The sequence below is a fragment of the Sorangium sp. So ce128 genome (assembly GCF_051525245.1).
In the GTDB taxonomy this organism is placed as follows: Bacteria; Myxococcota_A; Polyangia; order Polyangiales; family Polyangiaceae; genus Sorangium; species Sorangium cellulosum_B.
The window spans coordinates 7,861,526-7,887,086 of record NZ_CP150313.1 but is presented as its reverse complement, the minus strand read 5'-3'; the positions used below and the strand labels follow the sequence as shown (position 1 = coordinate 7,887,086).

At 71.8% G+C, this 25,561-nt stretch carries 15 protein-coding genes; 3 read left to right on the top strand and 12 right to left on the bottom strand.

All coding sequences use genetic code 11. The features are described from left to right. Nucleotides 1-130: 130 nt before the first annotated feature. The 6 genes from WME82_RS29810 to WME82_RS29785 form a co-directional block, all read right to left on the bottom strand. Entirely contained in the window at nt 131-1,015 is an 885-nt protein-coding gene (locus WME82_RS29810) for a hypothetical protein (RefSeq protein WP_438038074.1), read from the bottom strand. Next, nucleotides 1,012-1,644 carry an RNA polymerase sigma factor gene (locus tag WME82_RS29805; protein ID WP_438038073.1) on the bottom strand — a complete coding sequence of 211 codons (633 nt, stop codon included), beginning with the start codon at nt 1,642-1,644 and terminating at the stop codon, nt 1,012-1,014. The genes WME82_RS29810 and WME82_RS29805 overlap by 4 nt, the downstream gene beginning before the upstream one ends. Before the next feature lie 40 nt (nt 1,645-1,684). Next, nucleotides 1,685-2,734 (bottom strand): hypothetical protein, encoded by a 1,050-nt coding sequence (locus tag WME82_RS29800; protein WP_438038072.1) that lies wholly within the window; start codon nt 2,732-2,734, stop codon nt 1,685-1,687. Nucleotides 2,735-2,881: 147 nt separating this feature from the next. Continuing rightward, nucleotides 2,882-8,944 carry an AAA family ATPase gene (locus tag WME82_RS29795; RefSeq protein ID WP_438038071.1) on the bottom strand — a complete coding sequence of 2,021 codons (6,063 nt, stop codon included), beginning with the start codon at nt 8,942-8,944 and terminating at the stop codon, nt 2,882-2,884. Nucleotides 8,945-9,072: 128 nt separating this feature from the next. Next, nucleotides 9,073-15,114 carry an AAA family ATPase gene (locus WME82_RS29790; RefSeq protein ID WP_438038070.1) on the bottom strand — a complete coding sequence of 2,014 codons (6,042 nt, stop codon included), beginning with the start codon at nt 15,112-15,114 and terminating at the stop codon, nt 9,073-9,075. Between the two features lie 134 nt (nt 15,115-15,248). Further along, nucleotides 15,249-16,334 (bottom strand): P1 family peptidase, encoded by a 1,086-nt coding sequence (locus WME82_RS29785; protein ID WP_438044946.1) that lies wholly within the window; start codon nt 16,332-16,334, stop codon nt 15,249-15,251. Between the two features lie 451 nt (nt 16,335-16,785). Here WME82_RS29785 and WME82_RS29780 point away from each other — a divergent pair, with 451 nt between their 5' ends. Further along, the gene (locus WME82_RS29780) at nt 16,786-18,063 is read left to right on the top strand and encodes a PAS domain-containing protein (RefSeq protein WP_438038069.1); all 1,278 of its coding nucleotides are present in this window, start codon (nt 16,786-16,788) and stop codon (nt 18,061-18,063) included. Nucleotides 18,064-18,161: 98 nt separating this feature from the next. Here WME82_RS29780 and WME82_RS29775 read toward each other — a convergent pair whose 3' ends face one another. After that, complete coding sequence (locus WME82_RS29775; RefSeq protein WP_438038068.1) at nt 18,162-19,022, bottom strand: helix-turn-helix domain-containing protein; 861 nt, start codon at nt 19,020-19,022, stop codon at nt 18,162-18,164. An 81-nt stretch (nt 19,023-19,103) separates the two neighbouring features. On the opposite strand from WME82_RS29775, the gene WME82_RS29770 reads away from it, so the two are divergent. After that, nucleotides 19,104-20,099, top strand: a complete 996-nt coding sequence (locus WME82_RS29770; protein ID WP_437850527.1) for a quinone oxidoreductase family protein — start codon at nt 19,104-19,106, stop codon at nt 20,097-20,099. Nucleotides 20,100-20,168: 69 nt separating this feature from the next. On the opposite strand, the gene WME82_RS29765 is transcribed toward WME82_RS29770, so the two are convergent. From WME82_RS29765 to WME82_RS29755, 3 genes are all read right to left on the bottom strand, one after another. After that, nucleotides 20,169-21,155, bottom strand: coding sequence for an HTTM domain-containing protein (locus WME82_RS29765; RefSeq protein ID WP_438038067.1), 987 nt, complete (start codon nt 21,153-21,155; stop codon nt 20,169-20,171). Nucleotides 21,156-21,159: 4 nt separating this feature from the next. Beyond that, the gene (locus tag WME82_RS29760) at nt 21,160-21,948 is read right to left on the bottom strand and encodes a DUF5819 family protein (protein WP_438038066.1); all 789 of its coding nucleotides are present in this window, start codon (nt 21,946-21,948) and stop codon (nt 21,160-21,162) included. 236 nt (nt 21,949-22,184) lie between these two features. Next, complete coding sequence (locus tag WME82_RS29755; protein ID WP_438038065.1) at nt 22,185-22,592, bottom strand: hypothetical protein; 408 nt, start codon at nt 22,590-22,592, stop codon at nt 22,185-22,187. Between the two features lie 569 nt (nt 22,593-23,161). Between WME82_RS29755 and WME82_RS29750 the strand changes: the two genes are divergently transcribed. Continuing rightward, on the top strand, nt 23,162-23,455 hold the full coding sequence (locus WME82_RS29750) for a hypothetical protein (protein ID WP_438038064.1): 294 nt from the start codon (nt 23,162-23,164) through the stop codon (nt 23,453-23,455). A 188-nt stretch (nt 23,456-23,643) separates the two neighbouring features. Here WME82_RS29750 and WME82_RS29745 read toward each other — a convergent pair whose 3' ends face one another. Together WME82_RS29745 and WME82_RS29740 are read right to left on the bottom strand one after the other, a co-directional pair. Next, on the bottom strand, nt 23,644-24,123 hold the full coding sequence (locus WME82_RS29745) for a YbhB/YbcL family Raf kinase inhibitor-like protein (RefSeq protein WP_437850517.1): 480 nt from the start codon (nt 24,121-24,123) through the stop codon (nt 23,644-23,646). A 51-nt stretch (nt 24,124-24,174) separates the two neighbouring features. After that, the gene (locus WME82_RS29740) at nt 24,175-25,518 is read right to left on the bottom strand and encodes an erythromycin esterase family protein (RefSeq protein WP_438038063.1); all 1,344 of its coding nucleotides are present in this window, start codon (nt 25,516-25,518) and stop codon (nt 24,175-24,177) included. Between the last annotated feature and the right edge of the window lie 43 nt (nt 25,519-25,561).

Sequence of the window (25,561 nt, the reverse complement as noted above, 5' to 3'; positions counted from 1 at the left end):
TATCTTGCGCTGACAGGGCTCGAACCATTCGACGAACCGGACACGATAGGCACGCTCTCCGGCGCCCTCGAAAGCACGTTTGCGCAGGCGGGCGAGCAGGCCGCGCGAGGCGCGCGTGCGCGCCGCTCGATCAAGGCTCCTTCGCCGCGCCGAGGAGTGCGCGCACGCCCGAGGCATGCGCGCTCGTCGGGCGCGAGGCGAGGAAGCGCTGCCCCAGCTCGGCGGCGCGGGCCCGGTCGCCGAGGCGGATCAGCGCCTCGATGCGGAGCACGGTGGCCTCCTCTCCCATCGCGCTCCGAGGAAATTTGCTGTCGTGGGCGTCGAGCGCCGCGAGGCACCCCGCCGCGTCGCCGGCGGCGAGCGCGTCGCGCGCGCGATCGATCATGGCGACCTGCTCGCCGAGCGCGTCGATCGGCGCGCCGGGAGCGGATCCCGCGCGCGGCGCGGCGCTCTTCGGGCGCGGCGGGCTCGTGGCGGCGGCGGGCGCTTGGAGCGGCCGGGCGCTCGCCTGGAGCGGCGGGGCGCTCGCCTGGAGCGGCGGGGCGCTCGCCTGGAGCGGCGTTTGCGTCACGGGCCCGGAGGGAGCCGGCGCGGGCGCGACCGGCGCCGCGCTCGCCGCCGGCGGCTCGACGGCGGTGGGCGGCGTGAGCGTGGCCTGCGGCTCGCTCGACGTTCCCGCCGCGGAGGGAGGCGCCGACGGCCGGAGGAGCGCGACGCCCGCGGCGAGGAGGCCGACGCCGATCGCCGCCCTGAGGCTCCACTTCGCCAGCACCAGCAGCTTGCCGGCGCCCGCCTTCGGCGCGGGCGCGGCCGACGGAGAGGGCGCAGCGGTTGTCCCCCCTGCGACCCCGCCCCCTGCGACCCCGCCCCCTGCGACCCCGCCCGTGGCGAGCCCGGCGATGGCGAGCGCGCGCGCGCGCGCCGACGAGGACGGCGACTCCTGCTTCCACGAGCGGAGCAGCGCGCGCTCGAACTCGGTCGTCTCCTCGTCTCCCAGCGGCTTCGGATCGGTCATCGCTCGCCTCCCCGGTGCGGCGCCCTCGCCTGGACGCGCCTCGCGATCGCGCGAAAGTCCTCTCGCGCGCGGCGGAGGCGGGAAGCGACGGTGCCCTTCGCGAGGCCGAGCATCGCGGCGATCTCCTCGGTCGGGACGCCCTCGAGCTCGAAGAGGACGAAGACGACGCGGAGGTCCTCCTCCATCGCGTCGAGCGCGTCGTCGAGCAGCGCGCGCGCCTGCTTCATCTCGATGAGCTGCTCCGGGTTCGGCGCGTCGTCGGCCGCGGCCGCCATCGCGCCGTCGTCGCAGAGCTCGCGCCGCCGCGCGCCGGCGCGGCGCGCGTTCGCCGCGACCCCCAGCGCCGTCCCGAAGAGGAAGGACCGCTCGCGATCGGGCGCGATCTCGGCGAGCTTCTGGTAGGCGATCAGGAAGACGTGCTGCGCGGCGTCGTCGGCCGAGCCGGCGGGCACGCCGAGCCCGCGCAACGAGCGCCAGATGAAGTCGAAATGCGCGTCGACCAGCGCGCGGTAGCGCTCCGCGGAGGGCGATGGCGCGCGCTGCTCGGCGCGCTCCGCAGGCGCCGTCATGGCCGCGTCGCGCACCACCTCTGCGCGCGCCGGGGGTCGGGATCGAGTCGCGCTGATCATCGTCTCCTGCCGCTGCTATGTTCGGAGGCGAGCGCCGGGATCACGGAATCGTCAACCCGAGCCCGAGCGCCCCGACGCTCTCGATCGGCGGCGGGCGGGCGTCGGCGTCGGCGCCGTCGGGGAAGAAGCCGTCGCGCAGCAGCGGTAAGCGTACCCCGGCGTCGGCGTCGAGCACGAACGGGCCCCAGAGCGGCAGCCGCGCGCGCACCGGCAGGCCGAGCGCCAGCCATCCGCGCGTCACGCTGCGCGCGGGGGCGATGCCTCGGCGGCTCGCCGAGACGAGGCCGCCCTCGACGCGCACGCAGGGGGAAAGGCGCAGGACGCCGAGCGATGCGCCGAGCGGGCACGCGTCGGCGCCGAGGGCCGCGCGCAGAAACGATGCAGAGCCACCCGCAACGGGGACGTCGGAGGACACCTCGAGGTCCGCGTCGAAGCGCGCCGGGCCGACGCCGCGGGTCGTGACGGCGAGGGGAGGCTCGGCGGAGATGCGCGTGCCGAAGGAGGGGAGGCCGATCATCTGGCCGACGAGGAGCTGCGCGCCGAGCACCAGGTGCGTCGTGGCGTCGGGCTCCGGCGCCGGCGGCCGCGCCCGCGCGTTACCGGCCGGCGGGGCGCCCGCAGGCGGGGCGCCCGCAGGCGGCGCACCGACCGGCGGGGGCGGCGCGGCGACGGCGCTCGGGGACGCGGAAACCGCGGGTGTGGCGGCCGTTGCGGGGGCGTCCCCGGCCTGGGTATCGACGGCGAGCGCGGTCACGACCGCGAGCGCGGCGACGACATCGTCGCAGGTATCACCCGCGACATCGCGGTCGGACGCCGTCCCGTCGGCCGCGCGGACGCTGAGGCGCCCGATGAAGCGGCGATCGCGCTGCTCGATGATCACGACGTACGCGCTCGCTGCGTCCGTCTCCGCGATGTTCCGCCGGAGGCGCGCGCCGACGCGCGCACGAAACTCCGCCTCTGCCGGGCATCCAGCCTCCGTGCGGTACTCGATACGCAAGGGCGCCGCGGTCGGCTGGGCGTGCGCGACCGCGCTGCCGCCGAGCGCCGCGGAGATCACGAAGAGCGGCGCTGCCGAGGAGCGTGACCTCACCTTGGGGCCAATGTGGCGTCCCGGAGCCCGGAGCGCCACTCCACATCGTCGCGCTCGCTCTCGCCCGGAATCGTCGGCGCTGCGCTCCCTGGCCGCCGCCCTGCACCTCCTCCCACGCGATGAGGGAAGAACCCCGGTGACGCGGAGCTAGGGCTGTGGGAGCAGGTCCCCTCGGCCGTCCGCCGCCGTCTCCGACTCCGCCTCCGCCGGGTGCAAGGGGAGCTCGATGATGAACGTGGCGCCCGCGCCCGGCTTGCTCTCGACGCGGATGGTGCCGCCGTGGGAGGTGACGATCCACCGCACGATGTAGAGGCCGAGTCCTAACCCACCGAAGTTGCGTACGGAGACGGCGCGCTCGAAGCGCTCGAAGATCCTGGCCTGATCGGCATCGGCGATCCCCATGCCGTGATCGCGGACGACCAGCCGCGCGCGGTCTTCCAGGCCGCGCACGACGACGTGAATGGGGGCCCCCGCGCCGTACTTGATCGCGTTGGACAGGAGGTTGATGACGACTTGCTCCACGCGAGAAGCATCCCAGTGCCCGACCACGGGCTCTTCCAGATCGAGCTGGATGCGGCAGCGGGCGTCGTCGAGCTGCTGGTGCATCCGCTCGACAGCCTCACGCGTCAGGGCCGCCAGATCGACGGGCGCGCGCGCGAGGGTGAGCCGGCCGGCGTTGAGGCGGGTGACATCGAGCAGCTCGTTGACCAGGTGGGCGAGGCGCGCGATCTGTCGGTTGAGGAGCTGGATCGCGGCGTCGATGCGCTCCTGAGCGACCTCGGCGCGCTGCAAGCGAGGCAGGAGCCGGGCGAGGAGGTGGGCCTGCATCTTGAGCGAGGTGAGCGGGGTCTTGAGCTCGTGCGATGCGACGAGGAGGAACTCGTCGCGGCGCTCGATCGCCACCTGGGCCTCGGCGAACAGACGGCTGTTGTCGAGGGCGAGCGCGGCGCGGCTCGCCAGCTCCTGGGCCAGCCAGAGGTCCGCGGGGCGGTAATGGCGCCGCGGCGCGGCCGCCAGCAGGGTCATGACGCCGAAGCGCCGGTCGCGCGCGAGGAGCGGGACGCGGAGGAAGGAGTGAACGCCGAGCCGCTCGAGGAGGGGCGCGGCGCGGACGTCACCCACCTCGGGACGGTCCGGCGAGGTCGCTGCGAGGGGCCGCAGCGCGTCCATCACCGCGTCTGCCAGCTCGGCCGGCACGCCCGCGTTGACCGCGTGTCCCGGGGAGTCCGGGGAGCTGCGAGCGAGGTCCACGTCGATGACGCACCAGTCGGCCAGCTCGGGCACGGCGAGCTGCGCCACGCTCTCGAGGGTGGTGCCGTAGCCTAGGGCCATGAGCTTGCGGCTCGCGTCGGCCAGGAAGCGCTCGGCGAGCTCGGCGCGCTTGCGCTCGGTGATGTCGGTGGAGATGCCGCAGAGCACGCCGGGCATGACGTCCTCGCCGAGCGGGAACTTGACGGATAGGCCGGTGCGCAGCTCGCCCTCTATCAGCACCTCCTCCTCGAACTCCATCGGCTCGCCCGAGTCGAGCACCTTCCGGTCGTGGTCGTCGATGGACTCGGCGACCGCGGCAGGCAGGAGCTCGGCGGTCGTCTTTCCGACGATCTGCTCGGCCGGCCTGCCGAGGGCGCGGCTCACCTCCCGGTTGACGAGCAGGTGCCGGCCGTCGCGATCCTTGAGGTAGATGGCTGCAGCGGAGTTGTCGACGATGGCCTGGAGCGTCTTCTGGTTGGCCTGGAGCTCGCGCTCCGCCCGGCGCCGCTCGGCGTTCTCCTGCTCGATATCGGTATAGAGCATGGCGTTCTCGAGCGAGATGGCCGACTGCGAGGCGAGCAGCTCGAGCACGGTGAGCCGCCCTGGGGTGAACGCGCCGGCCACCAGCTTGTTCTCCAGGTAGAGCAGGCCGAGCAGCCGCGCCTGGCGCACGATCGGGAGGCACAGCACCGATCTCGGCCGCTTCCGCGTGAAATACGCGTCCTCCGAGAACGGGTGCCGCCCGGCGGCGTCGTCGAGCAGCACGCGCTCGTGGCTCCGGCGAACATAGTTGAGAATGGATTGCGGCAGCGCGTCCGCCGCCGCCTCTCCCGCGTCGAGCAGCCGCGCGGCGCCCCCGGACGCGGCCATCGCCGCCGCCGTCGACAGGCGATCTTCCCGGAGCAGGAGCACGTACCCCTCTCCGGCGCCCGCGTGCTCGACCACGATGCGCAGGAGCATCTCGAGCAGGCGCGGGAGCTTGAGCTCACCGGAGATGCTCTGAGAGGCCTTGACGACGGACAGGACGTCGAACTGCTCGGCCCGGACGGCGAAGGTGACGGTGGGGGCGATCGGCTTTCGCTCGACGAGGAAGGGATACCGCTGGTCGAGCTGCTCGACCTTGGCGTGGGCGCCCCAGCGGAAATAGGCGGCGCGGGCCCTCTGGAGGTAAGCGTCGGCGGGCGTGGACAGGCCGCGGTCGCGGTAGAGCCGGGCGGCGAGCTCGCAGGCGATGGCCTCGTGCTGGACGAAGCCGCCCTCGTGCGCCGAGGAGATGGCCTGCTCGTAGAGCGCGATGGCCTCCAGATCCTGCCCGCGGAGCCGGGCGATCTCGGCGCGGACCAAAGCGTGTTTGTGGAGGAAGTTGTCGGGGCCGCTCGCGGCCCACTCGCCGAGCTGCCGCTCGCAGTCGAGCAGCCCGTCCGGGAGCTCCGGCCGGGCCGACGGCGCCGCCGCGCGGTCCTCGTCGTCGTCGACGAGCGCGGCCAGCGCGAGCGCGCGATAATAGAAGCACTCGACGTACAGCGCGTTCGTGTCCATCTTCCAGTCGAAATCGACGACCACATGGGCCGTCGCCGCGACCGTCTCCCGGGGCGCGCCGAGGACGAACGTCGCCTGCGCCTTCATGCTGAAGTGGAAGCATCCAGGGACGACCCCGCCCTCCCGGACGAGCCGCGCCTCGAAGGCCGCCTGATCCAGCGCGGCGCCGTCGAGCATCGCGTAATCGACCGGCCGCCCGCGCAGCGTCTGGATGAGGTGCCGTGCGCCGAGGAGGACGTCATGGACGAACGCATAACCGGCCTTGCGCACGAAGCCGAGGCGGTCTTCGGTCAGGTGGAGGGCGTCTTCCAGCGGCTCGCCGGAGAGCAGCGGGAACATCGCCGCCCAGATGCAGTTGTAACATGCGTTGTTCCAGTCGCCGCCCTCCAGCGCGGCGTTGAAGCCGCGGCGAGCATAGAGGCCGGTCTCCCGGTAGTGGCGCGTCCAGAACACGACCTGCTGCCCGAACAGGGTGAACACCGCGCCCTTCGTGGCGAGGGCGTGGCCCCTGTCCGCGAGGTCGTAACCGAGCTTGCCGAACAGGTACGCGTCACGATACCGCCCGAACAGCGGACCGAACATCCGCGCGAAGGCGGTGTACGCCTGGGCGGAGCTCTCGGCGTTGCCGTGGCGCAAGCTGAGCTTGACCATGCGCACGAGGAGCAGATAGTGCAGCTTCAGATCCACGAAATAGGCAGGGATCATCACGCCGAGCAGGATGCGCATCGCGACCTTGATCTCGGGGTGATCCATGGGCGGCAGGTCGACCAGCGCCTCGATCTCCCGGTCGCCCAGCGCTTGCCAGACGCCCTCGGTCTCTTCCTTGACCTGCGCGTCGGTGACGGGGAGCGACAGCTCGATGTCCCAGGCGCGGAGGCACGAGAGCCCGAGCTCGACGGCGCGGTCGCACTGACCGCGGGTGACGCTCTGCGCGACGGCGAGCTCGACGACGGAGGCGCGCTCGATGTTGGTCCTCGCGCGCGCCATGAGCTCGTCGAGCAGCCGCTCCGCCTCCTCGAAGCTGCCGATGGCGTAGGCGGCGTGCGCGCGCTCGAGGCTCAGGTCGTAGGCCAGATCGTACCGAGTCTCCCAGCGCTCGCGGGGGTCGTGCGCGAGGAGGGAGAGGCCGGCGGCGAAGAGGGCGGCGGCAGACTGGAAGGCGGCGGCGGCCTTGGCCTTCCTGCCGGCGCGGAGGTTCAGCGCGGCGAGCTCGTCGCGCTCGGCCTGGGAACGGAGGAGCGCGGCGCCGTGGTTGAGGTGGCCGACGATATCGAAGAGCGCGTCCTCGCGCTGGTCGGCGCGCCGTGCCCCCAAGAGCAGCTGACCGATGCGGAGGTGCACCTCGGCCAGCTGTCCGGCCGGGATGAGCGAGGTTGCGGCTTGCTGCACCCGGTCATGGAGGAAGCGATAGGCGCTGTCCCGGCGGAGCAGCAGCCCCTCCCGCACGGCCTCCTCGAGCGCCTCGCGGAGCTCCTCCGCCGGCCTTCGCGCGACGATCGCGAGGGTGTCGAGGTCCACGCTGCTGCCGAGGCACGCGGCGAGCTTGAGCGCGTCGCGCGTCGGGACCGAGAGCCGCTCCAGCTTGCCCACCATCAGCTCGACGACGTTGTCGGTGAAGCCCTTGTCGTGGATGGCGGCGATGTCCCACCGCCATGCGCCCTCGTCGGCGTCGAAGGTGATGAGCCCCTCTTCGTGCAGGGCGATGAGGAACTGGAGAACGAAGAAGGGGTTGCCGCCGGTCTTCTCGTAGACGAGCTGCGAGAGCGGCTCGACCCGCGCTTCGGGCGCATGGACCGCCTCGGCGACGAGCGCCCCGACATGGGCGGCGGAGAGCGGCTCGAGGACGATGTCGCCGATGGTGACGCCGCGCTTCTGCACCTCGGCCAAGGTGAGCCGGAGCGGGTGCGCGGGGCCGACCTCGTTGTCGCGATAAGCGCCTATCAACAGGAGGTGTGCGTCGCCGGCGAGGGTGGCGAGCTGCTCGAGCAAGAGGAGGCTGCCGGCGTCGGCCCATTGCAGGTCGTCGAGAAACAGGGCGACGGGGTGCTCCTTCTGGGCGCAGGCGGCGACGAAGCGCTGGAGCGTGGCGAGCAATCGGCTCTGGGCCTCGGCGGGCGGGAGCTCGGGCACGGGGGGCTGCGGGCCGAGGAGCAAGGCGAGCTCGGGGAGCATGTCGGTGAGCAGCCTGCCGTTCTGGCCGAGGGCCTCGCGGAGGCGCTGCCTCCAGCGCTCGACCTGCTCCTCGGCCGCGCTCAGGATCTCCTGCACGAGCCCCCGGAAGGCGTGAAGGAGGGGGCGGTACGGCACGTCGCGCTTGAGCTGATCGAACTTGCCGGAGAGGAAGGAGCCGCGCTCGCGCACGACGGGCCCGTGCAGCTCGGCGACGAGCGAGGACTTGCCGATGCCCGAATAGCCCGAGACGAGCACGAGCTCTGGCCGGCCGCTCGCGACCACGCGCTCGAACGCGGCGCGCAGCGTCGCGATCTCGCGCTCGCGGCCGTAGAGCCGCTGCGGGATCTGGAACCGATCGGAGACGTCGCGCCGTCCGAGCGGGAAGGCGTCGATGGCGCCGCTCTGGCGCAGCTGGGAAAAGCACGTGTCGAGGTCGTGGCGCAGGCCGAGTGCGCTCTGGTAACGCTCCTCGGCGGCCTTGGAGAGCAGCTTGAGGACGACGGCGGAGAGCTGGGGTGGAATCGAGGGGGCGAGCGTGTGCGGCGGCTGCGGCGCCTGGGCGATGTGGCAATAAACCCACGCGACGGGGTCGCTGGCGTGGAAGGGCAGGGTGCCAGTCAGAAGCTCGTAGAAGGTGACGCCGAGGGAGTACAGATCGGTCCGCTCGTCGACGCGGCGGTTCATGCGGCCTGTCTGCTCCGGCGCCATGTAGGCGAGCGTGCCCTCGATGAGCCCGTCGTGCGCGAGCTCCTGGGCCTCGCGCGCGGAGAGGGAGGCGATGCCGAGATCGGTGATCTTCACCTCGCCGGTGTCGGGGTTGTAGAGGAGGTTCTGGGGCTTGATGTCCTTGTGGATGACGTGGTGTCGGTGGAGCTCTGCGAGCGCGGCGGCGAGGCGGAGGGCGAGGGGGAAGAAGCGCTCGATCGACATCGGGCGCATCGGGCGCGTGGGCCCGTCGCCATCGAGCAGCCGGTCGAGCGAGCGGCCGCCGAAGTCCTCGAGGACCAGCGTCACCTGATCGCGGAACGGCTCGATCCCGTAGGCCCTGGCGATGACCGGCGAAGCGAGCGCTCTGGCGACCTCGAGCTCGTGCTGGAGCCTGCGGAGGGCGCGGGGGCTGGCGTGATCGCGCCGCAGGACCTTGAGCACCACCGGCCGGCCGTCCTCCTCGCGCCGCGCGCGGTAGAGGATCGTGTCCGCACCCTGGTGCAGCACCTCCAGCACGCGGTAACGTGGACTATGGGGCATAGGAGAATCTTTGAAAGCCGGGGCGCCGGCGGCGTGTCGCCAGTCAACCCGGTACATTGCCAAAAGCGCTGCAACCCGTCACGAGCAAACGGCGCGGAGCAGCGCCGGCTTCGGCTCCCGGTGAACGCTCATGCCGGCGGGAGAAAGGTGCCCTGGCCTTCCGTCTCCGCCTCCGGCGGGTGCAAAGGCAGCTCGACGATGAACGTGGCGCCCGCGCCCGGCTTGCTCTCGACGCGGATGGTGCCGCCGTGGGAGGTGACGATCCATCGAACGATGTAGAGGCCGAGGCCGAGGCCGCCGAAGTTGCGGACGGAGACGGCGCGCTCGAAGCGCTCGAAGATCCTGGCCTGGTCGGCCTCCGCGATGCCCATGCCATGATCGCGGACGACGAGCACGGCGCGAGCGCCCTCGCGGCGCACGATGACGTGAATGAGGCCTCCCGCGCCGTATTTGAGCGCGTTGGACAGGAGGTTGATGAGGACCTGCTCCATGCGAGACGGATCCCAGTGTCCCATCACGGGCTCGTCCAGCTCGAGCTGGGTGCGGCAGCGGGCGTCGGTGAGCTGCTGGTGCATCCGCTCGACGACCTCGCGCGCCAGCGCCGCCAGATCGACGGGCGCGCGAGAGAGGGTCAGCTGGCCGGCGTTGAGGCGGGTGACGTCGAGCAGCTCGTTGACCAGGTGGGCGAGGCGCGCGATCTGTCGGTTGAGGAGCTGGATCGCGGCGTCGATGCGCTCCGGAGCGACCTCGGCGCGCTGGAGGCGAGGCAGGAGCCGGGCGAGGAGGTGGGCTTGCATCGTGAGCGAGGTGAGCGGTGTCTTGAGCTCGTGCGAGGCGACGAGGAGGAACTCGTCGCGGCGCTCGATGGCCTCCTGGGCCTCGGCGAACAGGCGGCTGTTGTCGAGGGCGAGCGCGGCGCGGCTCGCCAGCTCCTGGGCCAGCCACAGGTCGGCGGGGCCGTAACGGTGCCGCGGCGCGGCCGCCAGCAGGGTCATGACCCCGAAGCGCCGGTCGCGCGCGAGGAGCGGGACGCGGAGGAAGGAGTGAACGCCGAGCGGATCGAGGAGAGGTGCGGCGCGGACGTCGCCTATCTCGGGCCGGTCCGGCGACGCCGCCGCCAGAGGCCGCAGGGCGTCCGTCACCGCGCCTGCGAGCTCGGCCGGCATCCCCGCGGTGACCGCCCGCCCCGGGGCGTCCTGGGCGAGGTCCACGTCGATGACGCACCGGTCGGCCAGCGCCGGCAACGCGAGCTGCGCGACGTTCTCGAGGGTGGCGCCGTAACCGAGGGCCATCAGCCTGCGGCTCGCGTCGGCGAGGAAGCGCTCGGCGAGCTCGGCGCGCTTGCGCTCGGTGATGTCGGTGCAGATGCCGCAGACCACGCCGGGCATGACGCTCTCGCCGAGCGGGAACTTGACCGACAGGTAGGTGTGCGGCTCGCCCTCTTTCGTCATCACCTCCTCCTCGAACTCCAGCGGCTCGCCCGCGTCGAGCACCCGCCGGTCGTTGTCTCGGAGGACCTCGACGTCCGCGCCACGATAGACCTCGGCGTCGGTCTTTCCGAGGAGCTCATGGCTCGGCACGCCGGCGACGCTCCCTGCGTGGCGGTTGGCGAGCAAATACCGGCCTTCGCGATCCTTGAGGAAGATGGCCGCGGCGGAGTTGTCGACGATGGCCTGCAGCGTCACCTGGTTGGCCTTCAGCGCCTGCTCCGCCCGCCGCCGCTCGGCGTTCTCCTGCTCGATGTCGGTATAGAGCATGGCGTTCTCGAGCGAGATGGCCGACTGCGAGGTGAGCAGCTCGAGCACGGTGAGCCGCCCTGGGGTGAACGCCCCGGCCACGAGCCCGTTCTCCAGGTAGAGCACGCCGAGCAGCCGGGCCTGCCGCATGATCGGGAGGCACAGCACCGATCTCGGCCTCTTGCGGCCGAAATACTCGTCTTCCGAGAACGGGTGCCTGGCCGTCGCGTCGTCGAGCAGCACGCGCTCGTGGCTGCGGAGGACATAGTTGAGAATGGATTGCGGTAGCGCCGCCAGGGCTTCGCCCGCGTCGAGCAGCCGCGCCGCGCCCCTGGACGTCGCGATCGCCGCCGCCGTCGACAGGCGCTCCTCCCGGACCAGGAGCACGACCCCCTCTCCGGCGCCCGCGTGCTCGACCACGATGCGCAGGAGCATCTCGAGCAGGCGCGGGAGCTTGAGCTCGCCCGAGATGCTCTGAGAGGCCTTGACGATGGAGAGGACGTCGAACTGCTCGGCCCGGACGGCGAAGGTGACGGTAGGGGCGATCGGCTTTCGCTCGACGAGGAAGGGATACCGCTGGTCGAGCTGCTCGACCTTGGCGTGGGCGCCCCAGCGGAAGTAGGCGGCGCGGGCGTCCCGCAGGTAGGCGTCGGCGGGCGTGGACAGGCCGCGATCGCGGTAGAACCGGGCGGCGAGCTCGCTGGCGATGGCCTCGTGCTGGACGAAGCCGTTCTCCCGCGCCGAGGAGATGGCCTGCTCGTAGAGCCGGATGGCCTCGGGCTCATGCCCGAGGAGCCGGGCGATCTCGGCGCGGACCAGGGCGTGTTTGTGGAGGAAGTTCTCGGGGCAGCTCGCTGCCCACTCGCCGAGCTGCCGCTCGCTGTCGAGGAGGCCCCCGGGGAGCTCCTGCGCCGGCGACCGCCGCGCTTCGTGCGGCTTGGGCGGCTCGGGCGCGCCACCGTCGGCGAGGGCCGCGAGCGAGAGCGCGTGAACATAGCAGTTCTCGGCGATGAGCGCGTAGGGCTCTCTCCTGAAGGGGTGGTCGACGATCACGCGCGTCGCCGCGGCGAGCGCCTCTCCGTAAGAGCCGAGCACGAAGAGGGTGCGCGCCTTCATGCTGTAATGGAGGCCGCGGGCGCCCCGCATATCCCCCTCGTCGAGCCGCGCCTCGAAGGCCGGCGGATCCAGCTCGGAGCCGTCGAGCGTGGAGAAGCGGACCGGCCTCCCGCGCAGCGTCTGGATGACGGCGTGGGCGCTGGCCAGGACGCCGTAGGCGAACGCGTAACCGGCCTTGCGCACGAAGCGGCTGCGCTCCTCGACCTCGTGGAGGACGTCCTCCAGCGGCTCGCCGGCGAGCAGCGGGAACAGCGGAGCCCAGACGCAGTTGAAGCACGCCATGCGCATATCGCCGGACTCGACCGCGGCGCTGAACCCGGCGCGCGTGTAGGGGTACGTCTCCCGGTAGTGGCGTGTCCAGAAGACGACTTGCTGTCCGAAGAGGGTGAATACCAGCGACTTCACGGTGAGGAGTTCGCTCCTGTCCGCGAGGTCGTAGCCGAGCTTGCCGAACTTGTAGGCCTCGCGGTATCGCCCGAACCGCGGGCCGAACATCCGCGCGAAGGCCGCGTAGGCGTGGGCGGAGCTCTCCGCGTTGCCGTAGCGCAGGCCGAGCTTCACCTGGCGCAGGACGATGAGGTAGTGCAGGTCCTGGTCCACGAAGATCGCGGGGGCGGCCACGGCCTGCAGCACCGCCATCACGACCTTGCACTCGGGGTGCTCCATGGGGGGCAGGCGGATGAGGTCCTCGATCGCCCGGTCGCCGAGGGCTTGCCAGAGGCTCTCGGTCTCTTCTTTGACCTGTGCATCGGTGGGGTGGAGTGGAAGATCGATATCCCGGGCGCGGAGCCACGCGAGCGCGAGGTCGACGGCGTGGTCGGACCGCCCTCGGGTCTGGTAGAAGCTTACGGCGAGCTCGACGACCGCGGCGCGATCGAGCTCGTTCCTCGCGCGCTCCAGGAGCTCCTCGAGCAGCCGCTCGGCCTCCTCGATGCTGCCGGTGGCGTAGGCGGCGTGCGCGCGCTCGAGGCTCAGGGGATAGGCCAGATCGTACCGATTCTCCCAGCGCTCGCGGGGATCTTGCGCGAGGAGGGCCAGGCCGGCGTCGAAGAGGACGGCGGCAGACTGGTAGGCGGCGGCGGCCTGGGCCTTTCTGCCGGCGCGGAGGTTGAGGGCGGCGAGCTCGTCGCGCTCGGGCTGCGAACGGAGGAGCGCGGCGCCGCGGTTGAGGTGGCTCACGATGTCGAAGAGCGCGTCCTCGCGCTCGTCCGGCCTCCGCCCCTTCAAGAGCAGCTGACCGATCCCGAGGTGCACCTCGGCGAGCTGTCCGGGCGGGATGAGCGAATAAGCGGCTTGCTGCACCCGATCGTGGAGGAAGCGATAGGCGCTGTCCCGGCGGAGCAGCAGCCCCTCCCGCACGGCCTCCTCGAGCGCCGTGCGCAGGGCCTCCGCCGGACGGCGCGCGACGATCGCGAGGGTGTCGAGGTCCACGCTGCCGCCGAGGCACGCGGCGAGCTTGAGCGCGTCGCGCGTGGCGACGGAGAGCCGCTCCAGCTTGCCCACCATCAGCTCGACGACGTTGTCGGTGAAGCCCTTGTCGCGGATGGCGGCGATATCCCACCGCCATGCGCCCTCGTCGGTGTCGAAGGTGATGAGCCCCTCGTCGTGCAAGGCGATGAGGAACTGGAGAACGAAGAAGGGGTTGCCGGCGGTCTTCTCGTAAACCAGCTGCGAGAGCGCCTCGACGTGCGCTTCGGGCGCGTGGACCGCCTCGGCGACGAGCGCCCCGACGTGGGCGGCGGAGAGCGGCTCGAGGACGATGTCGGAGGCGGCGGCGCCGCGCTTTCGGACCTCGGCGAGGGTGAGCCGGAGCGGGTGCGCGGGGCCGACCTCGTTGTCGCGATAAGCGCCGATCAGCAGGAGGTGCGCGTCGCCGGCGAGGGTGGCGAGGTGCTCGAGCAAGAGGAGGCTGCCGGCGTCGGCCCATTGCAGGTCGTCGAGGAAGAGGGCGACGGGGTGCTCCTTCGGGGCGCAGGCGGCAACGAAGCGCTGGAGCGTGGCGAGCAGCCGGCTCTGGGCCTCGGCGGGCGGGAGCTCGGGCATGGGCGGCTGCGGGCCGAGGAGACGCTCGATCTCCGGGAGCATGTCGGTGAGCAGCCTGCCGTTCTGGCCGAGGGCCTCGCGGAGGCGCTCTCGCCAGCGCTCGACCTGCTGCTCGCTCGCGCCCAGGATCTCCTGCACGAGGCCCCGGAAGGCGTGAAGGAGGGGGCGGTAGGGGACGTCGCGCTTGAGCTGGTCGAACTTGCCGGAGAGGAAGGAGCCGCGCTCGCGCACGACGGGCCCGTGCAGCTCGGCGACGAGCGAGGACTTGCCGATGCCCGAATAGCCCGAGACGAGCACGAGCTCTGGCCGGCCGCTCGCGACCACGCGCTCGAACGCGGCGCGCAGCGTCGCGATCTCGCGCTCGCGGCCGTAGAGCCGCTGCGGGATCTGGAACCGATCGGAGACGTCGCGCCGTCCGAGCGGGAAGGCCTCGATGGCGCCGCTCTGGCGCAGCTGGGAAAAGCACGTGTCGAGGTCGTGGCGCAGGCCGAGTGCGCTCTGGTAACGCTCCTCGGCGGCCTTGGAGAGCAGCTTGAGGACGACGGCGGAGAGCTGGGGTGGAATCGAGGGGGCGAGCGTGTGCGGCGGCTGCGGCGCCTGGGCGATGTGGCAATAAACCCACGCGACGGGGTCGCTGGCGTGGAAGGGCAGGGTGCCAGTCAGAAGCTCGTAGAAGGTGACGCCGAGGGAGTACAGATCGGTCCGCTCGTCGACGCGGCGGTTCATGCGGCCTGTCTGCTCCGGCGCCATGTAGGCGAGCGTGCCCTCGATGAGCCCGTCGTGCGCGAGCTCCTGGGCCTCGCGCGCGGAGCGGGAGGCGATGCCGAGATCGGTGATCTTCACCTCGCCGGTGTCGGGGTTGTAGAGGAGGTTCTGGGGCTTGATGTCCTTGTGGATGACGTGGTGTCGGTGGAGCTCTGCGAGCGCGGCGGTGAGGCGGAGGGCGAGGGGGAAGAAGCGCTCGATCGACATCGGGCGCATCGGCCCATCGAGGAGGTGGTCGAGCGAGCGGCCGCCGAAGTCCTCCAGGACCAGCGTCACCTGGTCGCGGAACGGCTCGATCCCGTAGGCCTTGACGACCGCGGGCGACTTCAGCGCCCTGGCGACCTCGAGCTCGTGCTGGAGCCTGCGGAGGGCGCGGGGGCTGGCGTGGTCGCGCCGCAGGACCTTGAGCACCACCGGCTGGCCGTCCTCCTCGCGCCGCGCGCGGTAGAGGATCGTGTCCGCACCTTGATGCAGCACCCCCAGCACGCGGTAACGTGGACTGTCGGTCATAGAGGGAGGGTGTCCAAAGCCGGATCGGTCTCCGAGGCGCCCGGTCGATTCGTGATGTTGCCAAAAGCACCTCGCTGCGCCACGGGAAACGGCGGCGAGCTCTCGCGCCGGCCCGCCCGCGGCGGTCTCTTGCGTCATGCAGGGCGGGAGCGGCCGGACGGCCGCTGGACGCCGTGCCTCGACAGCACGTCACGGACGCGATCCAGCGGAATGGCGTCCACGGTGCGACCGCTCCCCGTGGTGGTCTCGGCCGTGAAGAGCGAGTTGTAGATGGCCTCCTCCGTCGCCTCGATCACGGCCTGAAAGAGGGCGGACGTCTCCTGGTTCGAGAGCTCGGTGGTCGCGAGCCGCTTCGCGCCGGAGCGGCGCCGCACCGAGGCGCTCGTCGAGAAGGCGATCGCGTAGTCGCCGGAGCCGTTCGCGCCGGAGGATCCGGTGCGCGCGAGGCCCAGGATCGCGCGGGCAGCGAGCCGCCCGAGGTTGCGATCCGACAGCGGCGCGTCCGTCGCGACGAGGATGAGGATGGATCCGTCCCCCGCCGCCGCCTCGACCTGCGACCGGAAAGCGTACCGGCCGAGCTCCTCGCCGACGGGCGCCCCCATCACCTGCAGCACGCCGCCGAAGTTCGACTGGACGAGCACGCCGACGCAGGCCCCGCCGAGCGACGCCGGCAGCACCCGCGAGGCGGTGCCGATCCCCCCCTTCCATCCGAACGCGACGGTGCCCGTGCCCGCGCCGACGCACCCCTCCGGCGTGGGCCCCTCCCGCGCCGAGCCCAGCGCCGCGCGCACGTGCTCGGCGGTGATCGGACGGAGCCGGACCGCGTTGAGCACGCCGTCGTTGGTCTCGCCGACGACCGGGTTGAGCGAGCGCACCTCCTCCATGCCCGGCTGAGCCAGCATCCATTCGACGAGCGCGTCGGCGGCCCGGAACGCGCAAAGCGTGGTCGTGAGGAGAATGGGAGTCTCCAGCTCACCCAGCTCGCGGACCTGGGTCGCGCCGACGAGCTTGCCAAACCCGTTGCCCACGTGGATCGCCGCGGGGACGCGATCGAGGTAGAGGTTCCCCCCGTGGGGGAATACGGCGGTGACGCCGGTGCGGATCGCGTCTCCCTCGATCACCGTGGCGTGCCCGACGCGCACGCCGCCCACGTCGGTGATCGCGTTCAGCGGGCCCGGATCGAAGATGCCAGGCGCGACGCCGAGATCACGCGCGCGCACGGCGTCTCCCGCGCGCTTCGTGGATCCGGGCGCGAACGGCGCGCTGCCCGCCTCGTCCGGGCAGCGAGCGATCGGGCAGCGACAGGACGAGGCGGCCAGGCGCGACGTGCGGCCCGGTGGCGGGACAGGGCCGAGAGAGGGTTTCGGCATCCACGGGGAGCGGCGCTAACAACCTCCGTGCCAGGCGCGTCGGATGCCGCCCGATCAGGCCGTGTCCTTGTCGGTGCGCCGCGAGCGGCCCGAGCAGCGGTGCGCGCCGAGGTCGCGCGCCTGAGCAGGGTTTGACCAACTCGCGATGAGCGACGGCGCTACCCACACGATATTGTTAGATGTATTTCATAACGGCGAGCGCGTGGCGATTCCCGGAGAGCGCGTTGAAAGGTTAGGATATTCGACGGGTCGTCCGGCCCGGAGAACGCTGGGCCGCTCGTGTCGCGTGGAAGGATCCCGAATGACCCTAGATCTCGATGGGCCCGGCCCACACGTCGGCGCCGGCCCCCTGCCGCACGTCGGCGTCGACCCCCTGCCGCTCCTCTGCGCGCTCCCGGTAGCCGCCGCTGTCTTCGATGCAATGGGAGCGCTCCGGTGCGCCAATCCCCGCCTGGAGCAGATCCTCGCGGAGGGCGCGTTCTCCGCCTGGCCGGTGTCCCTCGCGCACACGCCAGCCGTCCTGCCCGCGTCGCCCGAGGGGCTCGCCGGCGAGGCGCAGGAGGTGCTCGCGGGCATCCGCGCCGTGCTCGAGGGCGAGCGCGAGCAGGCCGGCATCGCGCTCCGGGGCGGCGCGCCCGGCGCGCCGTCCTGCGAGATCTCGGTCACGCAGCTCCGCGTCGATGGCGCGCGCGGCGCGCTCGTCTGCGTCCACGACCAGGCTGCGCCGCGCAGCGAGCCAGGGACGGTGCGTATCGAGAGCTTCCTCGACACCATCATCGAGCACGTGCCGGTCTCGGTCTTCATCAAGGAGGTGACGGAATTCCGCGTTGTCCAGATGAACGGCCACTACGAAAAGGTCTTCGGCGCCCCGCGGAGCGGCGTCCTCGGCAAGAACGTCTTCGACCTCTTCCCGCATCGACTGGAGGAGGCCAGGTGGCTCGATCGCATGGATCGGGACGTGATCGAGAAGGGCGAGATCGTGGACGTGCCCGAGACGCGCATCGCCACGCCGGCCGGGGAGCGGTGGCTTCACATGGTGAAGGTGCCGCTCAAAGACGAGCACGGCGTCTGCCGCTATCTCCTGGTCATGATCGAGGACATCACGGAGAAGAAGCGCGCCAACGAGGCGGTGCAGAAAGAGCTCGCGTGGTTCGCGACGCAGCGGAAGCTCCTCGATGTCATCCAGGAGCTGTCCACGCCGGTCATCCCGGTTCACGAAGGCATCCTCGTGGTGCCCCTCGTGGGGACCATCGACTCCGCCCGCGGCGCCCAGCTCCTGGAGACGCTGCTCCAGGGCATCGAGCGCCACAGGGCCGAGACGGTGCTCATCGACATCACGGGCGTGCCGGTCCTCGACGCCGATGTGGCTGCCCGCCTCCTCCAGGCCACGCGGGCCGCCGCGCTCCTTGGCGCCACGTGTGTCCTCGTCGGGGCGTCACCCGACGTCGCCCAGACGCTGGTCGCGCAGGGGATCGAGCTGGGCAACCTCCTGACGCAGCGCGATCTCCAGGCCGGCATCCGTTATGCTCTCGCCCGTCAGGGAACAGCGATCGTCGAGCGGCGGCGCGAGCGGCGCTGATCTCACGCCGCGGCTCGCCCGGCGCCGAGCTCTTGCCATGAAAGCGCGACGAGGACGCTGGGCGATCGCGCCTCGATCAAACCCCCTGGATGGCGGCGTCAGATCGCGACGAACCGGTCGCGGCAACCCAGCGGCCGGTACATCGGCGCGATCAGGCTCGCCCCGGCCGCGCCGCGCAGCGCGGCGGGCGTCATTCCCGCATACCGCCGCACGGCGCGGCAAAGATGGCTCTGGTCGGCGAACCCGGCGTCGGCGCTCAGCGCGGCCCACGACAGGTCCTCATCGAGGCGCTCCAGCGCGCGCTGGAAGCGCCGGATACCCTTCATCTCACGCAGCGTCACCCCGTGGTGGCGCCGCAGCAGCCGCTCGGACTGGCGCAGCGAGACGCCCAGCGCGCGGGCCAGGCCGGCGGCGTCCCGGTCGGCGAGCCAGGCGTCGCGCAGCGGGGCTGGCGCCGCCGCGCGCGGCGTCAGCGCGGCCAGCCAGCGCCGCACCGCCAGCAGGCGGTCCTTCGCCGCGCCGGCGCGCTGCACCGCCCGCAGCAACCTCGCCACGGGCGCGGCGCCCAGGACGTCGCGCAGATCGACGCGGCGATCGACGAGGCACGCGGCGTCGACGCCGAACCACTCGGGGATCGCCCAGGGCTCGATCAGGACGATCACGGCGTGCAGCTCGGCCGACAGCCGGTAGCTGAACGGCCGGGTCGCGACGCCGGACAGCCGCACCGCGCCGCCCGCGCGGTCGTCGCGCTCGCTCTGGATCTCGCCGAGCAGGCCGACGCTCAGCACCGCATGCAGCGACGGCAAGGCGCACGGCGCCGGCGGGCCCCACGACGCGACCCGCCCCGCCACGTCGACGAGCCCGGTGACGCCGCGCTGGCCGTCCCCGGGCGCGGTATGCGTGGCCAGCGGCGACGCGCGGCCGGGGCTCCTGGCGATGGCGAGCGTCGATGTCGACATCGTTCAATACAGGGCCGCCGTCGGCGGACACACTGCGCCTGAGCCGCCGCACGCCGGCGTTGTTCGAGAGGACTGCAACGCATGAAGGCAATCGGAATCCATCACCATGGCGACGCCTCGCAGCTCGTGCCGCTGGAGCTGCCCGAGCCAGCGCCCGGACCCCACCAGGTGAGCGTGCGCGTGATCGCGTCGTCGGTCAACCCGGCGGACATCCGGGCGCGCTCGGCGGCGCCCGGGCCGCGCCGCATCGAGCGGCAGTTTCCGCTGGTGCTCGGCTATGACGTCTCCGGGATCGTCGACGCGGTCGGCCCCGGCGTCGACGATCTCGCGGTCGGAGACGAGGTGTTCGGCTCACCCAGCCTGTTCGGGCAGGGCGCGAACGCGGAGCGGGTGGTGGCCGACAGCCGCACCCTCGCGCGCAAACCGGCGGCCCTCTCCCATGAGCAGGCTGCCTGCCTGTCGCTCGCGGGCGTCACGGCCTGGGAATGCCTCTCGCGCGCGCGGCCCGCGCCCGGCGCCGCGGTGCTGGTCACCGCGGGCGCAGGCGGCGTGGGCCATCTGCAGCTGCAGCTCGCGCGTCACCTCGGGCTACGGGTGGTGGCGACCGCCAGCCGACCCGAGTCGACGGCGCTCTGCCGCGACCTCGGCGCAGCGGTCGTGCTCGATCACACGACGCAGGACGTGGGCCAGGCGTGCCGGGACCTGACCGGCGGGGCGGGCGTCGCGGTGGCCTTCGACAACGCCGGTGGCCGCGCGCTGGATCAGGCGCTCGACGCCGTGGCGCCGATGGGCACCGTGGTGAGCATCGTGCCGACGCCCGCGCCGGTCGCGGACCGGCTGTTCATGAAGGCGGCGTCGCTCCTCTATCATGTGATGGGGGCCGCCACGATCTGGCGGCTCGACCCGCACGCGCAGGGCCGCGCGCTCGCCGCGGTGGCGGAGCTGGCGGCGCAAGGCCACGTCAGGCCCATCGTCAGCGCGAGCTACCCGGTGCGCGAGCTCTCGCAGGCGCACCGCGCCATCGAGTCGGGCCGCACCATCGGGAAGATCGCGATCCGCGTGGCGGAAGGCTGGTGAGGCTGGGCGGGGAGCGCTGGGGGCCGGGGGGGGGAGATCGGGCGGGCGCTCGAGCGCGCCCGCGCCGCGCTACTTCGTCTGGATCCGGCGCGCGGGAAGGAGGCGCCGGAGCGAGGGCGCCTCGAAGGACACGAGCCGCCTGGCGAACGCGCCGATCGCCCGGTATTCCGCGTCCGCGATGAGCGCCAGCTCGACGCTGATCATGAATACTGCGAACGTGCCGAGCCCCATCATGACGGCGATGCCGGCGTGGAACAGGAACGCCGCGGCGAGCGAGAGCCTGCGTGTGTGCCGGTTCAGGGCGAACAGGAACGGGAAGCTGAGCTGGAACCCGACCGTCGCGTAGGTCAGCGCCGTCACCACCGCCACGCTGCGGGAGAGGCTGTCGCTGTGGCCGGGCCACGTGAACTCGCCGACGCGGGTGATGTAATAAAGGGCCGTCCCGTTCTGCCACAGCTCCCCCTGCACCTTGTAGAGCCCCGCGACCCCGTAGACCAGGCACACCTGGACGGCGCAGGCGAGGATCGCCGCGTTGTGGAGCATCCCCTTGATCCGCTGGAGCTCCCCGCCGCGCTCCCGCTGCGCGCGGAGGCGATCGGCGTCGAGCGAGAAGTACGCGCCGAGCTCGGCGAAGATGCCGTACAGCAGCGCGAGCCGGACGAGGTTGTCGCCGCCGTCGAGCAGGACGGGGTTCCGCTGATGCAACGACCAGAGCCCGACATACGTGAGCAGCGACATGAGCCGCGTGCGGAAGCCGATCACCCACAGCGCCGCGAACAGCATGGCGAGGTGGAAGACGACCTCGAAGTAGAGAGGCGACCTGCTGAGCAGGTAAATCGAGAACGCGCCGGTGCTGTGGGCCTCCTCGAGCGACCGCGCGAAGGGCCACACCCCCTCGGGGCCGTAGAGGTAATGGCGCTGGAAGTAGTTGGCCAGGTAAAGGTGGAGGATGGTCAGCCCGGCGACGATCCGGAAGAGGCTGGCCCCGATGAGACAGCGCTCGCGGCTCGTGAGCTCCACGATGCGGTGCCAGCGTGCGTTCAGCTTGCTCAGCATGGCGTCACCTCTCCTCCGCGGCCGCCGCCCGGAGGGCCACGGGCGTCTCGGGTCTGTCCTCGGTCGTCGCGTCCAGCGGCGCCACCGGTCGATGGGGAGCCCAGTCGAAATCATAGTACGTCATTTCTCCCTTCGAGTCGGGCAGGTCGCGCCGGGAGAAGCGCGGGAATTTCAGCACCGCCAGGCGCAACCGCACCGCCGCGGTGCGGCTCGGGCCGTACAGGCTGTCACAGTGCGCGGAGCCGGCCCGCTCCAGGACGGTCTTGCCGAGCTGAAAGCCGGCGTCCTGCTCCTTCTTCACCTCGTCCCTGAGCATGTCGGCCACCTGCGCATCGGGCGCCTCGGCGCCGCCTCCGCCCGCCTGCGCGCGTGTGCGCTGCTGATCGAGCTTCTTCGCCATCTGCAGCGACGTCGGATCGACGGTGTAGATCATGCGCGCCGCGCCCGTCACCGATCGTCCGAGGCGCGTCGCGGGGCCGAGTCGGTTCTCCAGGTGGGATTCCCAGTAGGGGGTCGTGATATCGGTCCACCCGGTCTCGGTCGTGCTCCCGTCCGGCTCGTGAACGCGGCAGGCGACCATCACGAGGCGCGTGTCGGTGATGGGATCGGGGGCGAAGAGGTGCCAGTTCTGCTCGAAGAACGGGTTCATGTACCCGCTGATGAGCCGCGCGAAGCGGAGCTGGAGCGGGTTCTGCGGCGTCAGGTAAGCGAGTGTCATCGCGAAATGAAAGCAGAGCGCCGCGGCCAGCAGCGCGGGCGCGGACGTCGAGAGCACACGGAGTAAACGGCGCATGGTTTCGTCCATCCCGGGTTCGGGGTCGTCGGAGAGGAGGCCGCGCGCCGCCGGAGCGCCGCGCGCGGCCCGTGGATGCTCCGGCCCCAGCGGGCCGGCCGGGGCCGCTTGTGGCCGCCGGGGGTGCGGCGTGGGGCGGAGCCCCGAGGAAACCAGCCAGGTCTGCCCGCGCGAGGCCGCTGCGAAGCGGCGCAGAGGTCCGGCCATCCCTGGCCGGACCTCTGGCGGGCGGAACGCTAGTTGTCGAAGAGGATGTCTGCTTGACCGGACGCCGGCGCGTCGTTCAGCGCGATCCTCCTCCAGCCTCCGTGGCCACGGCCGTGGCCACGGCCGTGGAAGCCCCCTGCGTTGGCCGTCGCGACACCGACGTTGCCGTACCCGCCGGCCTGGGCGACCGACGACTGGGCGACGGACCCCGAGGTCCCGATGGCGATGCCCGCGAGGCCAATGTTCGTCGAGGTGGCCACGTTGGCCCCAGGGTACCCGCTGTAGTACGCCACCTTCTCGGGGATCCCGGCGCTCGCCTCGGCGTTGAGGACTGAGCGACCCTTCAGGCTCGAGGTGGCGGGCGTCGCCGCCTGCGCCATCGCCACGCCGACGAACAACGACATACCAGCGACCGCGGTGATGATCTTTCGTGTCATGTTCTTCCTCTTTCGTTCGATCTCGTGATGGTTGATGGTCAGAGAGGCCAGACATGCCAGCTGCGTTTGCCGACCGCGCGGAGCCCCTGCGTTCGAGCAGCTCCACCGGGCTCGGTGCATCAAGCCAGCTCGCGGGTCATGTGCCCCTGTGTGCTGCGTGACCAAAGAGCACTCGTCGTGCCAGCCGCGTTCTCCGCTGGCCCAGCGCGCGACGCGCCCTCTCGTCGCGCCAAGTTGAGGCCGGGGCCGCTCGGCGGCGCTATCCGCCCGCGGTCGGCTTGCGTGTTCGAGCAAACCATCGCGCGCAACCCTTTGCTCGGATTGTCGCGTTCGAAGCGACGATCTCTCCGCCCGTGGTGATGATGCGGCAGGACAGGCGAGCTCGCCCCGTGCGGCCGGGCTGGCTGCGCCGTTTGAACATCGCGGACACACGCGGGGCAGCGCTCCCGTACCTGCCGCGGCGCCGCGAGCTCGGCCGCCGGCCGCGCCATTCGGCACGCCGCGTGCCTCGGCCCCTGCCAATCAATGATGCCCGATCATGGAAGCATCGCTGACCAGGAGGAGTGAAGATGAGCGGTACGCTGTTATCGATGTTCGTGTTGTCGATGCTGCCCGCTTCCGCGGCGCTCTGGAGGAGCGCGGCCGCGGAGGCCGTGGACGGCAGAGCAGGGGCGTCGGTCGACGCCAATGAGCCTGATTCTTGGCAGGCCAGCGACGCTGAGGTCGCGGCGGGCGGCGAGGATGACTCCATTGCCTCGTGCGTCGCCACCTGCCCGAAGGGCGATAAGGTCGTCACGTGTCCTGAGGGAGTGTGTCAGTGCCACTGTGACGATGGCGGTCGCCCGGTCTGCAAGTGCGAATGAGCGCACGCCGAAGGCGCGTCCATGGCGCATAGCGAGGTGTAGATTCGTGTGATACGGGCTCATCCGCCAGGCAGGCGAGCGAGGCCTACAAAAGTACGCCGCAGCGAGCCGAACGACGCGGATGAGCCCGCAGCGCGCGAAGGCTCGCGCGAGGTCGAGCGCGAGGAGCGGCCGATGGCGCTCGGCTCCTACGAGCCGCCCCTCTTCTGGTACGTCCCGACGAGCTCGACATGCGCGAGGACGTGCCCCTCCATCGCCTTCTCGAGCTCCACCTTCGTGAGCCCGCCTCGCGGGGGCAGCACCGTGTCGAGCGCATACAGCTTGAAGAAGTAACGGTGCTTGCCGATCGGCGGGCACGGGCCGCCGTAGCCGGCGCGCTTCCAGTCGTTCCTTCCCTCGAGCGTGCCCGTCGGCAGATCGGCCTTGCGCGCGCCCTCGGGCAGGCCGCCGGCGTCGGGCGGGATGTTGTAGAGCACCCAGTGGACCCACGTCGTCTTGGGGGCGCGTGGATCGGGCGCGTCCGGGTCGTCGACGATGAGCGCAAGGCTCCTCGTGCCGCCGGGGATACCCGACCAGGAGAGCGCGGGCGGCACGTCCTTCCCCTCGCAGGTGTGCACGATCGGGATCACGTCGCCATGGTGGAAATCGGGAGATTGTAACGAGAGCATCGGCTCACCTCGCCCAGCGCGCTTTGCACTGCGCGCGCCATGCAGCCGGCGTCACACGCCGGAGGGGTAGGTCTCCGGCGGCTCCTTCTCGGCCCGCGGCGCGATGTGCAGGGGCCGGACGGCCTGTGACTCGTCGACGAAGACGAGCGCGTCGTAGCGGCGCGGCAGCACCGTCGGCACGTAGTTCCCGTACCCGTCGTACTCGGGGTGGTAGACGACGCCGACGGCGCGGTGGCCGCGCCAGGCCAGCGACTCCACCGGCAGCCGCCCCGGCTCGAAGATCAGCAGCTGATCCCGGCCGCCCGCCTCGTGCATCAGGTCCTCCCAGCTCTCGGGCCGCCCGACCGGCAAGCGCATCACCTCCATCGGCGCCTCCCACGCCCGGGCGGCGATCACCGTGCCGCGGTGGGCGCCGAAGGCGACGAGCGCGACGCGCTCCTCCCCGTGGCGCTCGCGGGCGAGCTGGCCGAGGTTCACCTCGCCCCGCGCCGCCATGTCGGTGAAGCGCGCGTCGCCGATGTGCGTGTTGTGCGCCCAGACGATCGCGCGGCCGCGCGGGCCGTGCTGCTCGAGCAGCCGATCGAGCGTCTCGGCCATGTGCCGATCGCGGACGTTCCACGACTCCGCGTCGCTGCGCACCATCGCCCGGTAGTAGGCCTCGGCGTTCTTGACCACGAGCGCGTTCTGCTCGGCGACGAAGTGCCCGTCGCGCCCGTCGGCGCCGAACTCCGGCGTTCTCTTGCGCACCTCGGCGAGCAGCTTGACGGCCTCTGCCTGGCACGACTCCGGCACGAGCACCGTCGCCCGGGCGTACTCCTGGGCATCGTCGGCATACGGCTCGAAGCAGCGCAGCGCGCGCCGCGCGGCCGGCAGCGCGTCGGGGGCGGCCCCCTCCAGGTAGCGCATGACCTCGCGGAGCGAGTCCCAGAGGCTGTAGACGTCGAGCCCGTAGAAGCCGACCCGCTGCTCCTCGGGCCGCCCCTCGTTGTGCCTGCGCAGCCACTCGACGAGGTCGGCGACCTCCTCGTTGGCCCACATCCAGGTCGGCCAGCGATCGAAGGCGCGCAGCACCGCGCGGGCGCTGCTCCCCGCGTCCGCGTAGCCCTTCACATAGCGGTTGACGCGGTAGCAATCGGGCCAGTCGCCCTCGACGGCGATGAAGGAGGCCCCCGCTTCGACGATCAGCCGCCTGGAGAGCGCTGCGCGCCACGTGTAGAACTCGCGCGTCCCGTGCGTCGCCTCGCCCAGGAGCGCGCAGCGCGCGCCGCCGATGCGCTCGATCAAGGGGTCGAGATCGGCCGTGGAGCGCAGCGGCCGAGCCAGCGCGCGGAGCGCGGCCAGGAGGTCGGGCGTCGCGCGCGTCCCCGGCTCGATGAGGCGTTGTAGTCGAGCCATGATGGGATCCTCCTGGGGCGCGGCGGCGGAACGGCAAGCTCGC